The sequence below is a fragment of the Halorubrum sp. Eb13 genome (genome assembly GCF_002252895.1).
Lineage (GTDB): Archaea > Halobacteriota > Halobacteria > Halobacteriales > Haloferacaceae > Halorubrum.
On the sequence record NZ_NHPE01000131.1, the window covers coordinates 41,669 to 56,193 of the forward strand.

The 14,525-nt window shown below is 68.5% G+C and carries 14 protein-coding genes and 1 tRNA gene; 6 read left to right on the forward strand and 9 right to left on the reverse strand.

What is annotated here, in order from left to right; genetic code table 11:
• Nucleotides 1–71: 71 nt before the first annotated feature.
• The 5 genes from DJ75_RS14745 to DJ75_RS14765 form a co-directional block, all read right to left on the reverse strand.
• Complete coding sequence (locus DJ75_RS14745) at nt 72–2,258, reverse strand: type B DNA-directed DNA polymerase (RefSeq protein WP_094525182.1); 2,187 nt, start codon at nt 2,256–2,258, stop codon at nt 72–74.
• Nucleotides 2,255–2,518, reverse strand: coding sequence for a hypothetical protein (locus tag DJ75_RS14750; RefSeq protein ID WP_094525183.1), 264 nt, complete (start codon nt 2,516–2,518; stop codon nt 2,255–2,257). Before DJ75_RS14750 ends, DJ75_RS14745 begins: the two co-directional genes overlap by 4 nt.
• The gene (locus DJ75_RS14755; protein WP_094525184.1) at nt 2,518–3,216 is read right to left on the reverse strand and encodes a hypothetical protein; all 699 of its coding nucleotides are present in this window, start codon (nt 3,214–3,216) and stop codon (nt 2,518–2,520) included. Before DJ75_RS14755 ends, DJ75_RS14750 begins: the two co-directional genes overlap by 1 nt.
• Before the next feature lie 302 nt (nt 3,217–3,518).
• Nucleotides 3,519–3,887, reverse strand: coding sequence for a DUF5615 family PIN-like protein (locus DJ75_RS14760; protein ID WP_094525185.1), 369 nt, complete (start codon nt 3,885–3,887; stop codon nt 3,519–3,521).
• Nucleotides 3,884–4,228 (reverse strand): DUF433 domain-containing protein, encoded by a 345-nt coding sequence (locus DJ75_RS14765; protein WP_254921999.1) that lies wholly within the window; start codon nt 4,226–4,228, stop codon nt 3,884–3,886. The genes DJ75_RS14760 and DJ75_RS14765 overlap by 4 nt, the downstream gene beginning before the upstream one ends.
• A gap of 65 nt (nt 4,229–4,293) precedes the next feature.
• Here DJ75_RS14765 and DJ75_RS18750 point away from each other — a divergent pair, with 65 nt between their 5' ends.
• A complete protein-coding gene (locus tag DJ75_RS18750; RefSeq protein WP_176451468.1) occupies nt 4,294–4,434 on the forward strand; it encodes a hypothetical protein in 141 nt (46 codons plus the stop codon).
• Nucleotides 4,435–4,504: 70 nt separating this feature from the next.
• Entirely contained in the window at nt 4,505–4,834 is a 330-nt protein-coding gene (locus tag DJ75_RS14770) for a hypothetical protein (protein WP_094525187.1), read from the forward strand.
• Nucleotides 4,835–5,042: 208 nt separating this feature from the next.
• Here DJ75_RS14770 and DJ75_RS14775 read toward each other — a convergent pair.
• Nucleotides 5,043–5,115: transfer RNA gene (locus DJ75_RS14775), tRNA-Arg, on the reverse strand.
• Between the two features lie 184 nt (nt 5,116–5,299).
• Between DJ75_RS14775 and DJ75_RS14780 the strand changes: the two genes are divergently transcribed.
• From DJ75_RS14780 to DJ75_RS14795, 4 genes are all read left to right on the forward strand, one after another.
• Nucleotides 5,300–6,856 carry a PAS domain S-box protein gene (locus tag DJ75_RS14780; protein ID WP_094525188.1) on the forward strand — a complete coding sequence of 519 codons (1,557 nt, stop codon included), beginning with the start codon at nt 5,300–5,302 and terminating at the stop codon, nt 6,854–6,856.
• An 82-nt stretch (nt 6,857–6,938) separates the two neighbouring features.
• Nucleotides 6,939–7,412, forward strand: a complete 474-nt coding sequence (rimI, locus tag DJ75_RS14785) for a ribosomal protein S18-alanine N-acetyltransferase (protein ID WP_094525189.1) — start codon at nt 6,939–6,941, stop codon at nt 7,410–7,412.
• A 91-nt stretch (nt 7,413–7,503) separates the two neighbouring features.
• Entirely contained in the window at nt 7,504–9,303 is a 1,800-nt protein-coding gene (pepF, locus tag DJ75_RS14790; protein ID WP_094525190.1) for an oligoendopeptidase F, read from the forward strand.
• Between the two features lie 439 nt (nt 9,304–9,742).
• Nucleotides 9,743–10,900: an aminopeptidase gene (locus tag DJ75_RS14795; RefSeq protein ID WP_094525191.1), complete on the forward strand. Its 1,158-nt coding sequence runs from the start codon at nt 9,743–9,745 to the stop codon at nt 10,898–10,900.
• A gap of 21 nt (nt 10,901–10,921) precedes the next feature.
• On the opposite strand, the gene DJ75_RS18755 is transcribed toward DJ75_RS14795, so the two are convergent.
• The 3 genes from DJ75_RS18755 to DJ75_RS14805 form a co-directional block, all read right to left on the reverse strand.
• Nucleotides 10,922–11,086 carry a hypothetical protein gene (locus tag DJ75_RS18755; protein ID WP_158217301.1) on the reverse strand — a complete coding sequence of 55 codons (165 nt, stop codon included), beginning with the start codon at nt 11,084–11,086 and terminating at the stop codon, nt 10,922–10,924.
• A gap of 123 nt (nt 11,087–11,209) precedes the next feature.
• On the reverse strand, nt 11,210–12,946 hold the full coding sequence (pheT, locus tag DJ75_RS14800) for a phenylalanine--tRNA ligase subunit beta (RefSeq protein ID WP_094525192.1): 1,737 nt from the start codon (nt 12,944–12,946) through the stop codon (nt 11,210–11,212).
• Nucleotides 12,946–14,454, reverse strand: coding sequence for a phenylalanine--tRNA ligase subunit alpha (locus DJ75_RS14805; protein ID WP_094525193.1), 1,509 nt, complete (start codon nt 14,452–14,454; stop codon nt 12,946–12,948). The genes pheT and DJ75_RS14805 overlap by 1 nt, the downstream gene beginning before the upstream one ends.
• Nucleotides 14,455–14,525: the final 71 nt, after the last annotated feature.

Consider the following 14,525-nt stretch of genomic DNA (forward strand, 5'->3'; position numbering starts at 1 on the left):
CTCCGTGCGCCGCAATCGACTGACTCGGACGGAGATCGTCTGACAAGCGGGGTCTCAACCGGACCGCGACCTCAGTATCCCGCTAGCGTCTCGTCCCTCGTTCCGGCGAGGTACCGCCTGATCGCTCCGTCGCGCCACCCTACCGGAGCGAGCACGCTCTCCACGGCGCGCACGGCGGCGTCCTCGTACCACTCGGTATCGTATCGGTCGACCTCCTCGAACTCCAGGCGGACGCGCGCAGCGCCGCGCGCGTTCGCGTCGACGACGACGTATCGCACGGGCTGTCCCGCTGCCACCCCGGCCCCCTCGATCCGTGCCCGTTTCAGGGCGGCCACGGTGAGCGTCTCCGCCGAGTAGTCGTCGACGTCCCTCGACACGCGGTTGTCGACGACGAGCCCGGTGGGATCGACCGCGCCGTCACGGAGCTCACGAAGCCGGCGCCGAAGCACGTCACACACCGCCTCCGGCGACCGCGTCTCGTCGAACGCGCGGAGCGCCTCGGCTTGCACGCCCTCGACCCACTCCGGCGTCGAGCGCTGTCGCCCCTCGATGCCGCGGGTCTTGACCGCGTCACCCAGCCCCGTCTCGGGATACTCCTCGCCCCGTCGCTTCCCGAAGTACCGGGTCAGCGCTCCCGACTCCGAGCTTCGCATCGGGCAGAACGCCACCCAGTCGAACGCGCACTCGTACTCCAGTTCGATGCCGGCGTCCCGGCTTATCTCGTCGGCGACCGCCGTCAGCGGACGCTGTTCGCGGCCCTCGGCGGGCGTCACCCAGACGGAGTCGACGATCCCGTGGACGACGCGCCATCCGGCATCCTCCAGGGCGGCCTTCGCGTCGAGGAGGAGCTCGCGAGCGTACGCGTTGATCGCTTCGTGACACTCGATGCGCCCGAACTTGGCGTTGCTGAATCCCTGATACCCGAAGCAAGACACGAGGATCCACTTGATTGCCGACGAGGCGGCTTCCAGCCGCTCGCGCTCGTCGTCGTCGGCGTCGGGAATCTGCGCCTTGATCGCGCGCCGAGCGTCGATCAGCGGCCCGAGCACGTCGGGGAGGTAACCGTCGCGCTCGCAGATTGAGTACCCCAGTCCCGGCACATCGTCGGTGTCACAGCACCCGCACCGAACGGTCTCGGGCGAGATGTTGCGCGTCCGGATGATGTTGGGATACAGCGACGCGAAGTCGAGTTCGTGAACGTTCTCGTGGACGCCCGCGTCGGGGGCGAACGTCGTTCCACCGCGGTCGGCGTCATCGAGCGTCGACGCCGGTTTGAACAGTTCCGGCCGCCACGCCCGCCACGGAACGAGCACGTCACGGTTCCGGGCCTCCCGGATCTGCATCGCCGTCAACACGCGTCCGATGGAGGCCCACCCGAGCTCTTGTAAGGGCAACCCGGAGCGCTTGACGAGGTCGAGACACCCCTCGAGCCCCGACTCGTGATAGAAGAACGAGTTGGACTTGTCGACGATGACGCGTCCGGGGACCGCGTACCGCGCCGGCGAGTGCCCCACGTTCCCGTAGGACGTGTACGTCGACTCGCCGGCGAGTTTCGTGTACCCCGGTCTCCGTCCGAGTTCGAGGTCGACGTCGTACGCGTCGGCCGCCTCGAACAGCAACGGAACGAGGTCGGCCGTCGACACGACTAGCACATCGGGGTCGCGCTCATCCAGCGCCGCCCGAACGCCTTCCACGACCCCTCGCGGTGACGAATCGATTCGGTCACCGCCGACGGAGAGCCGCGGCAGCGACTCGACGCCCGATTCGTGGCCGGGGAAATCCAGGCGTACCGTCCGGAGGTCGCGAACCGATCGGTCGGGGCCAGCCGGCGTGTCCGTTTCGAGGCAGTATCGCAGCTGTCGCGTGAGGTCGACGTTGTAGCAGGTGTACGCGTCCGGACGGTCGAACCGGCGGACCCGTTTCGCGACCGTTCGGACCGCCTCGATCGAGGTCGCGTCGATGCGGAGGAGCGGGCGGGCTGTCGTCCGAAACGTCTGGCAGTGTTCCTCGACGCCGAGCCCGGCGACCGCCTCCTGTCCGGCGAGAAACGACCGGAGTTCGCTCAGCGCGTGCGAGAGCCCGTCGCGAGCGGGCGGCGTCGGATCGGAGCCGCCCCGTCGCCCGTAGAGGTCGTCCGCCGAGTCGCCGACGAAGAGCGTCGGCCGGTAGCTCTCGCGGACGCGGCGAGCGACACCGTCCGACGCGAGCGTCCACTCGGCGACGCGACCGTCACCGAGGAAATCTACCGTGAGGGTCACGCTTCCCCGTCGGTGAGCGCTTCGACCCGCGTCTCGAGCTCGTCGATCCGCCGTTCCTGTTCAAGTAGGATCGCCATCCAGACGGGTGCCAGCGGATCCGGGTGGTTGAGAGTCCCCGCGGCGTCGGCGTGATCGCGGGCGTACACGAACAGGTCGTCGAATCGGCGCTGATCCGCTCGCCGGAGCGCGCGACGGAACGCCCCCCACTCGTCTTCGATCGCGCCTAACCGGTCTCGGTACGTCGGATTCGTCCGACCCATTACCGGAGTCCGGATGTGACCGGCGTGCGTTCGAGCGCCGACGCCTCGTGCATCCGGGCGCGGTGTTCGAGGACCTCCCGCCAGTAGGTGAGCGTCGTCTGGAGCCACCCGTCGTCCGTGTGGTACACGAGCGTCTCAGCGTCGCCCTCCGCGTCCTCGAAGCGGGGCCCGAACGGCGTCGCTCGGCACTGGAGGCACGTCGCCGCGGCGCGGCGTAGCGGCCGCGAGAAGTCGTCCTCGCGACGCCGCGTCACGACGACCGGTACGTCGTGGACGCGAGCGACGCGCGCGACCGACGCGATCGCACGGACGAACATCCGCTCCGCGAGTTCGCCGTCGACGTCGGCGGCGCGATACATCCCGTCGAGTCCGGTCGCGACGACGACCGACGGCGTCTCTCGGGCGGCCAGCCGACCGGCCAGCCGGTCGAGGAGAGCGGTGTGCTGATGGGCCGTGAACCCGCGTGCCACCTCGATGCGGTCGAGCACGCGATCGGCCGGTGCGAGCTCGCGGAGGCGCGTCGTGTTCGCGCTGTTCGCGCCGTCGACCCAGAACGCCGGGTCGTCGCCGCCGAGCACTCGGTCGAGGAGAAGCGCCTGGACGGGCGTGACACCGAGCTCGTCGTCGACGTCGACGAGCGTGACCTCGGGTGCGAGTTCCGGGAGGTCGGCGGTCGGTCGTCGGGAACGGGTGTGCATAGTGGTGGAGACGACGAGGCGTCTAAAAGGGGTGAGCCATGGACGGACGGTGAAAGTGGAAGTGGCGCTCACCGCAACTCCTGAACCGCGCGAAGGCGACGATCCCTCACGTCGCGTGACGAACTCAAACCCGCCACTGGGGGTTCAGTTTATATACACCCGGCCGCCGTCACGTTTGCTCCGATAAAAAACGTGACGGGCGCGACGGGCGCTACTTCGACTGTCGAACGACTAGACCTTTCAGTCGTGAGGCGGCTGAATTCAGGGGGTTGAGATCGGCATCTCGGCGGTCGGACTAAGCGCTACGCGTGAAGCCACTCGTACCACTCGCCGAGATCGACCAGTTCGTTCGTGACGCCGTCCGTTCCGTACTGGTTGAAGACCTCGTCAACAGTTCTGGCCAGCCCCTCGGGATCAGTGTCTGGAAGGGCCTGCTCGTAGTAGAGCAGTATCCCTGCGTGGTCGTGTTCCCGGTGCAGCGGTTCGAAGTCGCTGGCGTTGTTCGTCACGAGAACGACACTGTTGTCCGCACACCACTGCAGCAATGCGTCGTCAGTCGTGTATTCGCCGAACCGATCTTTCGCCTGTTCGACCTCGTGTCCGCGTTCCCGAAGCAGTCGCTCGAAGACGCGACCGACGTGTTCGTCAAGAAGGATTCGAGCGGTCGTCACTGAACTGTTTCTTTCGGCTTCAGCGACGACTCCCGAACGCGATCGAACGCCGCTTCGTTCTCTCGTTCAAGCTCGCGCATTTCCTCGATGTGCGCGTAGTAGTACGAGAGCGCCTCGTAGACATCGGAAAGTGAGAGGTCGAACTGGTCTGCGACGTGAGCGGGTGACTGACCGCCGTCGATCATCCGAGCAGCGACGTGGCGAACACCGACTCTCATCCCGTCAATTCGGGGTTCGCCGCCGAGAACGTCGTCGTCGCTGACAATAACCATGTCTGACAGTACGGTACCCTCGGTTATATTCTTTCGGCAGATGCCCTCAGCGACTCCGAATACCGACAATCGTCTATCGCCCGGCGATTCGTCGGACCCGAACGGATAACAGCGCTCGAAGCGTCCGTTCAGATGTGGCCACCGAGGAAGAGACAGAAACGACTTCCCCGCTTGACGGTGTGATGGAAAATATCCGCCGGGAATTGGTTCGGCGGGTCGCGGCGGACGATCAGGGTTCGAATCCGGACACCTACGACGTCATCGAAGACGAATAACACCGTTACCGGCCGTTAACGCTAGTAGAAGTAATTATACACACAGACGGACTCCCTCTACACGAGCAGTATGGAGCACGCAGATGACCGCGGAGCAAAGAAGGAACTCCGGAAGGAGCACCCGAGCGGGTGGCTGTACCTCACGCAGCACGATGCGATCCCGATTCTCGTAGACGCGCTGCTCGATCTCCCGCCGAACCGCGAGTTCAACAAGACCCAACTCGCAGAACACGCCGGCGTCACGCGTCAGACCGTCGGTAACTACACCGACCTCCTGATTGAGGTGGAACTCATCGAGGAAGTTCCGAACACGTCACCGCGTCGGTACCGGGTCGCGGACAGCGATGTCGTCCGAGAACTCTTCGAGCTGAACAGCGCGCTCAACAGCGTCGGCGAGTAGCAGCTGTCCACGAGGGTACGCTGAGTCTCCTGGGGTATCCGCTGCTCCATTTAATAAGTCAATCAACGATTGACTTTCTCTACTGAGTTCAGTTTGGATGTATGTGAACCCCACCGATACACCAGTGGACGACCACCTGTTGAACGAAAGAACGCGCCTCGCGCTATTACGGCGTCTACCCCGACGCAGTCATGCGATTAGAACGATACGGGCGCGACGGGATTTGAACCCGCGGCATCTTGGTCCGGAACCAAGTGCTCTGTCCGCTGAGCTACGCGCCCTCACGACCGGATATCCGCGGCGCGCGTTTAACGCTTCTGACTCGGGACGTTACTGTCGCCCGAGAGAGCCCGTTCGTCTCCGCCCGTCGCGCCGCAGTCTCCGGATCGAACCGCAAATTATCTCTGCTGATACCTACATCACGCACGTTTATACCCGCTCGCTCGTAGAGCGGATAGAACAACTGTGACTCTGCGTCCCAGCGACAGGCCGTCTGCCCCGCGGGGCGATTCTTCTCGCGACGACGAGGGACGGCCGCCGACGGATCGACGACGCTCCACCGTCGACGAGAGGGTGAGCCCCGAGCGGGCCGGCGCCGGCGACCGCGAGACGACGGACCCGACGACCGCGGGCGACGGCGGATCTGACCGCTTCGTCGCGGCGGTCGCCGTCGACGGCGAGGTGCTGTTCGCGGGCCCGTCGGTGCCCGCGGTGCTCGGCGTCGAACGCGAGGCGCTGCTCGGCGACAACCTGCTCGAGCACGTCCACCCGAACGACCGCGACCCCGTCTCCGACGCGCTCTCCGCAGTCGCGGCCGACCGCACCGTCACCCACCGACTCCGACACGCGAGCGGCGGCTTCGTCTGGGTCGAGTCCGTCGTCGACGAGGAGCTCGCTCCGGAGTTCGGCGGGCGCGTCGTCACCGCGCGCCGCGTCGACATCGACCGCGCCTTCCCGGAGCGGTTCCGCCAGTTCCTCGAGTACGGGACCGACCTCGTCACCGTCGTCGACGACGACGGGTTGGTCAGGTACGAGAGCCCGTCGATCGAGGAGGTGCTCGGCTACGAGCAGGGGTCGACCGTCGGCCGGTCGCCGCTCGGGTACGTCCACCCGGACGACCGCGAGCGCGTGACGGAGCGGTTCTACCGCGCCCTCGACGACCCCGAGGCGGCGCCCACGATGGAGTACCGGTACGGCACCGCCGACGGCGACTGGGTCTGGCTGGAGTCGCGGACGCGCTCTCTGCCCGACGACGTCGCGGTCGGTCGGCTCCTCATCAACTCCCGCGACGTGAGCGAGCGAAAGGCGCGCGAGCGCCGGCTCACCGACCGCAACGAGCGGCTCGACCGGTTCGCGAGCATCGTCTCGCACGACCTCCGGAACCCGCTGTCCGTGATCCGCGCGTCGATGGAGATGGCGCGGCTGAAGGAGGACACCGAACCGCTGGAGCGGGGCGAGCGCGCCGTCGACCGGATCGACCAGCTCGTCTCCGAGCTGCTGACGCTCGCTCGGCAGGGGTCGGGGATCGACGAGCCGACCGAGTTCGACCTCGCGGGGGCCGTCCGCGAGGCGTGGGCGACCGCCGGGAGCGACGGCGCGACCCTCGTCGTCGGCGCCGACGCCCGGGTCCGCGGCGACCGCGGACGCCTGCGGCAGGCGCTGGAGAACCTCTTCCGGAACGCGGTCGAACACGCCCGTGAGGCCGACGCCGACGCCGACGTCACGGTCGTCGTGAGCGCGACCGACGAGGGGATCGTCGTCGCCGACGACGGCCCCGGGATCGATCCCGAACACCGCCGGGACGCCTTCGAACCCGGATTCACGACCAGCGCCGACGGGACGGGGTACGGTCTCGACATCGTCCGCGAGGTCGTCGAGTCACACGGCTGGTCGATCGAGCTCCGCCCGGACGCGGAGCCCTCCCTGCCGGCTCAGGTCCCGCGGCCGGACGGCGCCTGCTTCGTCGTCGAGGCCCCCGCCCCCGACGCGGTCGCGGCGACGGAGCCGTGGATCGACGGGTGAACCGACGAGGCCGTTCGACGGCGGTCGGCGGGTCCCGATCCCGTCCCGTCGCGTTTATTCCTCCCGACTACCAATCTAAACCGTGACTCCCGTCGACGCCACGATCCGCCGGATCGAGCGCGCGGACTTGCTCGCGGTGGTGCGGATCGAGCGCGCGTGCTTCGCGGACCCGTGGCCGTACGACGCCTTCGAGCGCCTGCTCGACGAGCCCGCGTTCCTCGTCGCCGAGCGCGACGGCGGGGTCGTCGGCTACGTCGTCGCGGACGCCACGCCGAACCACGGCCGCGACATCGGCCACGTCAAGGACCTCGCGGTCCACCCGGACGCGCGGGGCGAGGGGCTCGGCCGCGGGCTGCTCCGCTCGGCGCTCGCGCGGCTCCGTGGCGTCGGCGTCGCGGTCGTGCGCCTGGAGGTCCGCGAGAGCAACGCGGTCGCCCGGTCGCTGTACGGGGACGAGGGGTTCGAGCCGGTCCGCCGCGTCTCGAACTACTACCGGGACGGCGAGGACGCGATCGTGCTCGTCGTCGACCTCGCCGAGTGGGCGACGGGCGTGTGAGCGCCGGCGCGATCGCGGTTCGTCGGCCCCTCGCCGCCCGCGTGCTTCCGCTTTTGACAACCCTTAGTGCCCGGGGCGCGAACCGGACGGTATGAGTTCGGTTCCCGAACGAGCGGAGATCGACGAGGCGTACAAGTGGGACCTCCAGAGCATCTACGCGGACGACGAGGCGTGGGAGGCCGCCTACGAGACGGTCGCCGACCGAGTCGACGAGCTGCGGGACTACGAGGGGCGCGTCACCGAGGACGCCGCGACCCTGCTGGAGCTGCTCGAGCTCCGCGAGGAGGTCTTCCGGGAGCTCCAGCAGGTGACGACGTACGCCCGCCTGCGCAGCGCCGAGGACACGCGCAACCAGGAGTACCAGGCGATGTCGGCGAAGGCGTCCTCACTGAGCTCCGAGGCGTCGAGCGCGGTCTCGTATCTCGAGCCCGAGCTGCAGTCGCTCACCGAGGGGGCGGTCGCGGAGTTCCTCGAAAGCGAACCCGCGCTGGAGACGTACGAGCACTACCTCGACGACGTGTTGCGCATGAAAGAACACACGCGCTCGGCGGAGGTGGAGGAGGTGCTCGCCGACCTCTCGGAGGTCACCGACGCCCCGAGCGAGATCTACTCGATGCTGACGAACGCCGACATGACGTACGGCGTCGTCGAGGACCCCGACGGCGAGGAGGTGGACATCACGCAGGCGAACTTCACGAAGCTCCAGACGAACCCGGACCGCGAGTTCCGCCGGCGCGTCCACGAGACGTTCTACGAGCAGTGGGGCGACGTGCGTAACACGGTCGGCACCGCCCTCGAAAAGGCGGTCCGCGAGCACGGGACGAGCGCCGAGATCCGCGGCTACGACAGCGCCCGCGCGGCCGCGCTCGACGGCTCGAACGTCCCGGTCGAGGTGTACGACACCCTCGTCGAGACGGTCGACGACAACCTCGACGTGCTCCACCGGCACGCGGGGCTGAAGGAACGTGCCCTCGGCGTCGATCGGCTGGAGAGCCACGACCTCTACATGTCGCTGACGGGCGACCAGGGTCCGGACGTCGAGTACGATCAGGCCCGCGAGTGGGTGATCGAGGCGGTCGCGCCGCTGGGCGAGGCGTACCAAGAGCGGATGGCGGAGGGGCTCGACTCGCGGTGGGTCGACGTGTACGAGAACCGCGGGAAGCGCTCCGGCGCGTTCTCGTCGGGCACCTACGACACCCAGCCGTACATCATGATGAACTACCAGGACGACATCGCCTCGATGTTCACGTTGGCTCACGAGCTCGGCCACTCGATGCACTCCGAACTGGCCGGGGACGCCCAGCCGTGGCACGACGCGAGCTACGAGATCTTCGTCGCGGAGATCGCCTCTACGGTCAACGAGACGCTGCTCACCCACCACCTGCTCGACACCGTCGAGGACGACGAGCTCCGGACGCACGTGCTCGACGAGTACCTCGAACGGTTCCGCTCGACGCTCTTCCGACAGACGATGTTCGCGAGCTTCGAACAGGAGATCCACGATCGCGTCGAGGCCGGCGACGCGCTCACGCCCGACGCCTTCGACGAGATCTACGCCGACCTGAAGGGCGACTACTACGCGCCCGCCGAGCTGACCGGCGGCATCGAGCGCGAGTGGGAACGGATCCCGCACTTCTACTACAATTTCTACGTCTACCAGTACGCGACCGGCATCTCCGCGGCCGCCGCGATCGTCGAGCGCGTCCTCGACGAGGGCGAGTCCGCCGCCGCCGACTACCGCGAGATGCTCGCCGCGGGCGGCTCCGACTACCCGCTGAACGTCGTCGAGCTCGCGGGCATCGACATGGCCTCGCCGGACCCGATCGAGTCCGCCGTCGGGATCTACGACGACTACCTCGACGAGATCGCCGCGCTGCTCGACTTGGAGTAGTCCGGCGGCGGCAATCTGACTGACGCTCTCTTTTATAAACAGAACTGCGGTGGCGCGTGCCTGCGAGGCCGCTTCGTGGCCGAGCAGCACGCGCGAGGGAGTCGCTGGCTCCCGGAGCGAAGCGGAGGGTGCCAGCGACGAGGCTGGGGAGGCGTGAGGCGCTGTGCGGAGGGGGCGGGACTCAAAGGGGCAGTCGCGCTCGGCGAACCTCGGCGACGCAAGCACCGCAAGGAGTGAGCGAAGCGAACGACTGAGGAGCACAGCGAGCCGCGGGAGCCGAGCGCGACTGGGGCTTTGGCGACGTTCTTCACCGATTCCGAGGAGTTATTTATGAATAAGCGACCGACGCGTCGTCGGAGTCCGCCGCCGTGTCGTCGATCGATGATAAATAATCACCGTCCCGGCACCGATTTACGCTTCCCCGAACACACACGGAGTAATGGACGAACGCGTACGCGAGCACGCCGAGGTGCTCGTCGACTGGAGCGCGCGGGTCGAGCCCGGGGACGACGTCGTCGTCAGCGTCGCCGAGGACGCCCACGAGCTGGGCGTCGCCGTCGCCGAGGCGCTCGGCGAGCGCGGGGCGACCGTCACGACGCTGTACGGCTCCGACGAGCTCTCCCGGGCGTACCTGAAGGGCGCCGAGGCGGGTGCCGACGGCGACGGCGCCGACGGCGACGGCGACGCGGTCCCCGACTTCGACGACGATCCGGCGGTCGACCGCGCGATCTTCGAGGCCGCCGACGCCTACCTCCGGATCGGGGGCGGTCGCAACACCACCGCGACCGCGGACGTGGCGAGCGAGACCCGGCAGGCGTACGCCAAGGCGCGAACGGGCGTCCGCGAGGCCCGGATGGACACCGACTGGGTGTCGACGGTCCACCCGACCCGGAGCCTCGCCCAGCAGGCCGGGATGGCCTACGAGGAGTACCGCGACTTCGTCTACGACGCGGTCCTCCGCGACTGGGAGGCGCTCGCCGCCGAGATGGCCCGGATGAAGGGGGTCCTCGACGCCGGCGAGGAGGTCCGACTCGTCACCGAGCGCGACGGCGCGCCCGACACCGACGTGACGATGTCGATCGCCGGCCGCACCGCGGTCAACTCGGCCGCCTCCGTGGCGTACGACTCGCACAATCTGCCGAGCGGCGAGGTGTTCACCGCCCCGTTCGACACCGCGGGCGAGGCGTTCTTCGACGTGCCGATGACGATCGACGCGACCCGCGTCCGGGACGTGCACCTCGTCTTCGAGGGCGGCGAGGTCGTCGACTTCGCGGCCGAGACCGGCGAGGACGCGCTCGCGGGCGTCCTCGACACCGATCCGGGCGCCCGGCGGCTCGGCGAACTCGGCATCGGGATGAACCGCGGGATCGACCGCTTCACCGACTCGATCCTCTTCGACGAGAAGATGGGCGACACGGTCCACATGGCGGTCGGTCGCGCCTACGGCGCCTGCCTCCCCGAGGGGGAGTCGGGCAACGACAGCGCGGTCCACGTCGACATGATAACCGACGTGAGCGAGCGCTCCCGGATGGAGGTCGACGGCGAGGTCATCCAGCGGAACGGGACGTTCCGGTGGGAGGAGGGGTTCGAGGGGTAACCCCGGTCTCGACTCGTCGCCCTACTGCACCACGGACCGTTCAGCGGAGTCCGCGGGCGTCGACGTGTCCGGACGCTCCGTCACCGCGCCCCACTCCTCGGAACACGTCACGCAGAGGTAGTAGGCGAACCCGTCGACGTCGCAATGGCGGACCGGCGCGTCGGTGCCGCACCTCTCACAGTTCATGCGAAGTTCCTTCGACAACCGACACAAATACTTTCTGTTCCTGATCTCACGATCCCGAACGATCGTGAAACCGTCGGATCGGGCGGTTTCGCCGGCAGACGGTTCCGCAGGGGAACGGTTCGGCTAGCGCAGCGCGTCGAGGTCGAACTCGAAGGCCGCGACCGGGACCTCGAGGTCGTGCTCGACGAGGACCGCGGGATGGACCTCGCCGATCACGCCGACCCGCTCGCCGTCGATCTCGACCGCGGCGGTCCGCCCGTCGATGAACGACGGGTGCTCGGTGCGGGGCGTCGCGAGCTCCGCCCCGAAGTCGTCGCACACCGCCTGTAGGCGCCCCTTCGCGGCCTCGTAGGAGGCGTCGCGCCGGGCGACCGCGCCGGCGACGTGGCGGCGCTCGGCGACGTTCGTGTTCTCCGAGTCGTCGCGCTCGGCGACGAAGCCCACCTCCGCGACGTCCTGCGGGTACGCGTTGTGAGTGTTCCGCTCCAACAGCAGCACGAGCGAGGGGAGCGCCCACGTGCGGAGCTGGGTGTACTCCTCGCTGTACGGCTCCGTGATCTCGACGGGCTCGCCGCCGCCGAAGGCGGCGGTCCCCGGCTCCACGTTCATCCGGTCGTAGTTCTCCGTCCCGCTCGTCATGTGGAAGTTGAGCAGGTCCTCGAAGCCGAGCCCGACGAGGCTCGTCCGGACCGCGTCCTCCAGCCGGGAGCGCTCGTGGCGCCCGCCGACGGTCCCCACGTCGGGGTAGCGCGGCTCCAGCTCGTCGAAGCCGTAGGCGCGACCCACGTCGTCGACTAAGTCGAGCGGGTGGAGGACGTCGACGCGGTACGGCGGGATCTCCACCTCGTAGGTGACGTCCTCGTCGAGCGTGTACGAGGCGTCGAGGCCGGCGCGCTCGAAGCAGTCCATGACCTCTTCCGGCTCGAAGTCGACGCCGAGCAGCGTCTCGATCCGGTCGTGGCCGACGGACTTCTCGTCGAGGTCGAGGTTCGGACGGACGAGCTCGGCGCCGTACTCGCTCGGGGCGGCCGCGCCGTCGGCGTAGTTCACTTTCACCTCCTCGATGGTCGCGCCGCGGGCGGAGAGCGCGTAACAGACGATGTTACACATTCGGTCGATCGTCCACTGGTCGGTGCCGGTGAGCTCGACGAACAGCTCGCGCGAGCCCGTCGTCACCTCGGTCCGCTTCCCGTTGATGACGGGCGGGAACGAGAAGAGGCCGAGCTCGTCGTAGATCGCGGGGTACCGGTCCAGGTCCGCGACGAGGTCGGCGTACGTCCGTCCCGTGTCGTGCTCGTCGAGCACCGCGGCGGGGGTCAGCTCGTCGTTCGCGTCCAGCGGAACGAACGTGTCGCCGTCGGGCTCGACGCCGCGGTAGGTGATCGACGGCTCCGACCCCTCCTGGAGCGGCGCGCCCTTGAGCATCGCGAGGTCGTGGATCCCGATCGCGCCCTTCGCGCGGCCGCGACCCATCGTCGCGTGGAGCTTCTCTTGGAGCTGGATCAGCGACTCGAGCGCGCCCTCGTCGAGGTCGACGCCGCGGATCACGGCCCCCGTCACGTAGGGGCGCTCGTCCGGCACGGAGTCGTCGACCTCGATCGTCCACTCGGGGTCGTTCGTCTCGGGGACGTAGACGCCGCGGTCGTCGCCGTGGTGGTAGCGCAGCGAGCGCGCCACGCCCTCCACGGAGAGGCGGTCCAGCCTGTCGGGCGCGAACTCGAACTGGAGGAGACCGTCGTCGGTCTCCCCCTCGAACTCTAAGCCGAGCCCGAACAGGTCCTCTTTGAACTCGTCGTCGCTCGCGTCGGTGCGACCGGTGAGCCCGCGCAGCTCGTCCGTGTCGATGTCGACGACGGGCATCAGTAGCTCACCTCCGCGTCCCGCAGGAACTCGATGTCGGCAAGGGTCCCGTGGAGGTCGCGGATGTCCTCCGCGCCCGTGGTGAGCATGGCGAGCCGTTCGAGGGCGAGCCCCCACGCCATCACGTCGCAGTCGACGCCGAGCGGCCCGGTGACCTCCTCGCGGAAGACGCCGGAGTTCCCGATCTCGATCTCTTCGCCCGTCTCCGGATGCTCGCCGAACAGCTCGAAGGAGGGCTCGGTGTACGGGTTGTAGTGCGGCTTGAACCGGATGTCGGTGATGCCGAACTGCCGGTAGAACTCCTCGAAGGTGCCCATCAGGTCGCGCACCGAGAGGTCCTCGGCCATCACCCACCCCTCGATCTGGAAGAACTCCAGCAGGTGCGTCGGGTCGAGCGTGTCGTTTCGGTACACCTTCTCCACGGAGAAGTAGCGCTGCGGGGGGTCGAGATCCGCGCCGGCGATCCCCGAGAGGTACCGCATCGACAGCGAGGTGGTGTGGCCGCGTAAGGCGACCTCGCGGGCGAACTCCTCGGACCACGGCGAGTGGTAGCCGTCGCCGTCCTCGCCCCACCCCTCCCGGTGGGCCGTCTCGACGCGGTCGATCAGCTCCTCCGGGATCTCGTCCATCGGGTCGACGTCCAGCGCGAACCGGTCCCAGTGGGTCCGCGCCGGGTGGTCCTGGGGCATGAACAGGCAGTCGTTGATCCAGAAGTCGCTGTCGGCGTGGGGGCCCTCCATCTCCTGGAACCCCATGCCGACGAGGACGTCCTTCACGCGGTCGGCCGTCCGGCGGAGCACGTGCTTCCGCCCGCCGCGCGTCGTCGGGGCGTCGGCCTCGACGTTGTACTCGGAGAACTCCACGTCGCGCCACTCGCCGCTGGCGAGCAGCTCTGGCGTGAGCTCCGAGACGGCCTCGGCCGCCTCGACGCCCGTCATCAGGGCGTCGACGCCGTCGTCGGTGAGCGTCACCGAGCGCGTCACCGACTCGCCGCGGTCGACGAGCCCGCGGGAGTCCAACCGCTCGAGGACGGCGTCGTCGGCCCCGGGGTCGTCGCCGGCGGCGAGCGCCGCGAGCGCGGCCCCCTCCGGGTCGGCGTCGGGGTCGGCGTCGGGATCGACCCGAAGCTCGCCGGAGTCGATCGACCCGAATCCCTTCCGGGCGAAGTTCGAGAGCGCGATGTCGACCTCGGGTCCGTCGAGGTCGGCCTCGCCGATGACCCGCCCCATCGATACCGGCGCCTCGCCGGCGTCGAGCGCGAGCCCGGCCCGGTAGAGCCGCGTCTCCGGAAGCCCGTCGTCGACGTAGCGTCGGCCTTCGTCGGTGAGATCGAGGGTCTCGGCGGTGCGCTCGGCGACGGAGCACAGCCCCTCGTCGCGGAGGTCGAAGGCGGCGCCGACGACGGTCTCGGGCTTCAACCCCGTCTCCGCCGCGATCTCGTCTATCGTCCGTTCGTCCGTCGCGCTCGCGGCCTCGAGGACCGCGAGCTGTCGTTCCGGGAGTCGCATTCGAGTTGTATCCATACGCGTGTGGCTGGTTGGTAACGGTTCCGGCACGTCGCCGTCGCGGGACGACACGG

Coding starts and splice junctions, on each gene's coding strand:
- DJ75_RS14750 (WP_094525183.1), bottom strand. CDS start 2,518: ATGGGTCGGACGAATCCGACGTACCGAGACCGGTTAGGCGCGATCGAA.
- DJ75_RS14755 (WP_094525184.1), bottom strand. CDS start 3,216: ATGCACACCCGTTCCCGACGACCGACCGCCGACCTCCCGGAACTCGCA.
- DJ75_RS14770 (WP_094525187.1), top strand. CDS start 4,505: ATGGAGCACGCAGATGACCGCGGAGCAAAGAAGGAACTCCGGAAGGAG.
- pepF (WP_094525190.1), top strand. CDS start 7,504: ATGAGTTCGGTTCCCGAACGAGCGGAGATCGACGAGGCGTACAAGTGG.
- DJ75_RS14795 (WP_094525191.1), top strand. CDS start 9,743: ATGGACGAACGCGTACGCGAGCACGCCGAGGTGCTCGTCGACTGGAGC.
- DJ75_RS18755 (WP_158217301.1), bottom strand. CDS start 11,086: ATGAACTGTGAGAGGTGCGGCACCGACGCGCCGGTCCGCCATTGCGAC.
- pheT (WP_094525192.1), bottom strand. CDS start 12,946: ATGCCCGTCGTCGACATCGACACGGACGAGCTGCGCGGGCTCACCGGT.
- DJ75_RS14805 (WP_094525193.1), bottom strand. CDS start 14,454: ATGCGACTCCCGGAACGACAGCTCGCGGTCCTCGAGGCCGCGAGCGCG.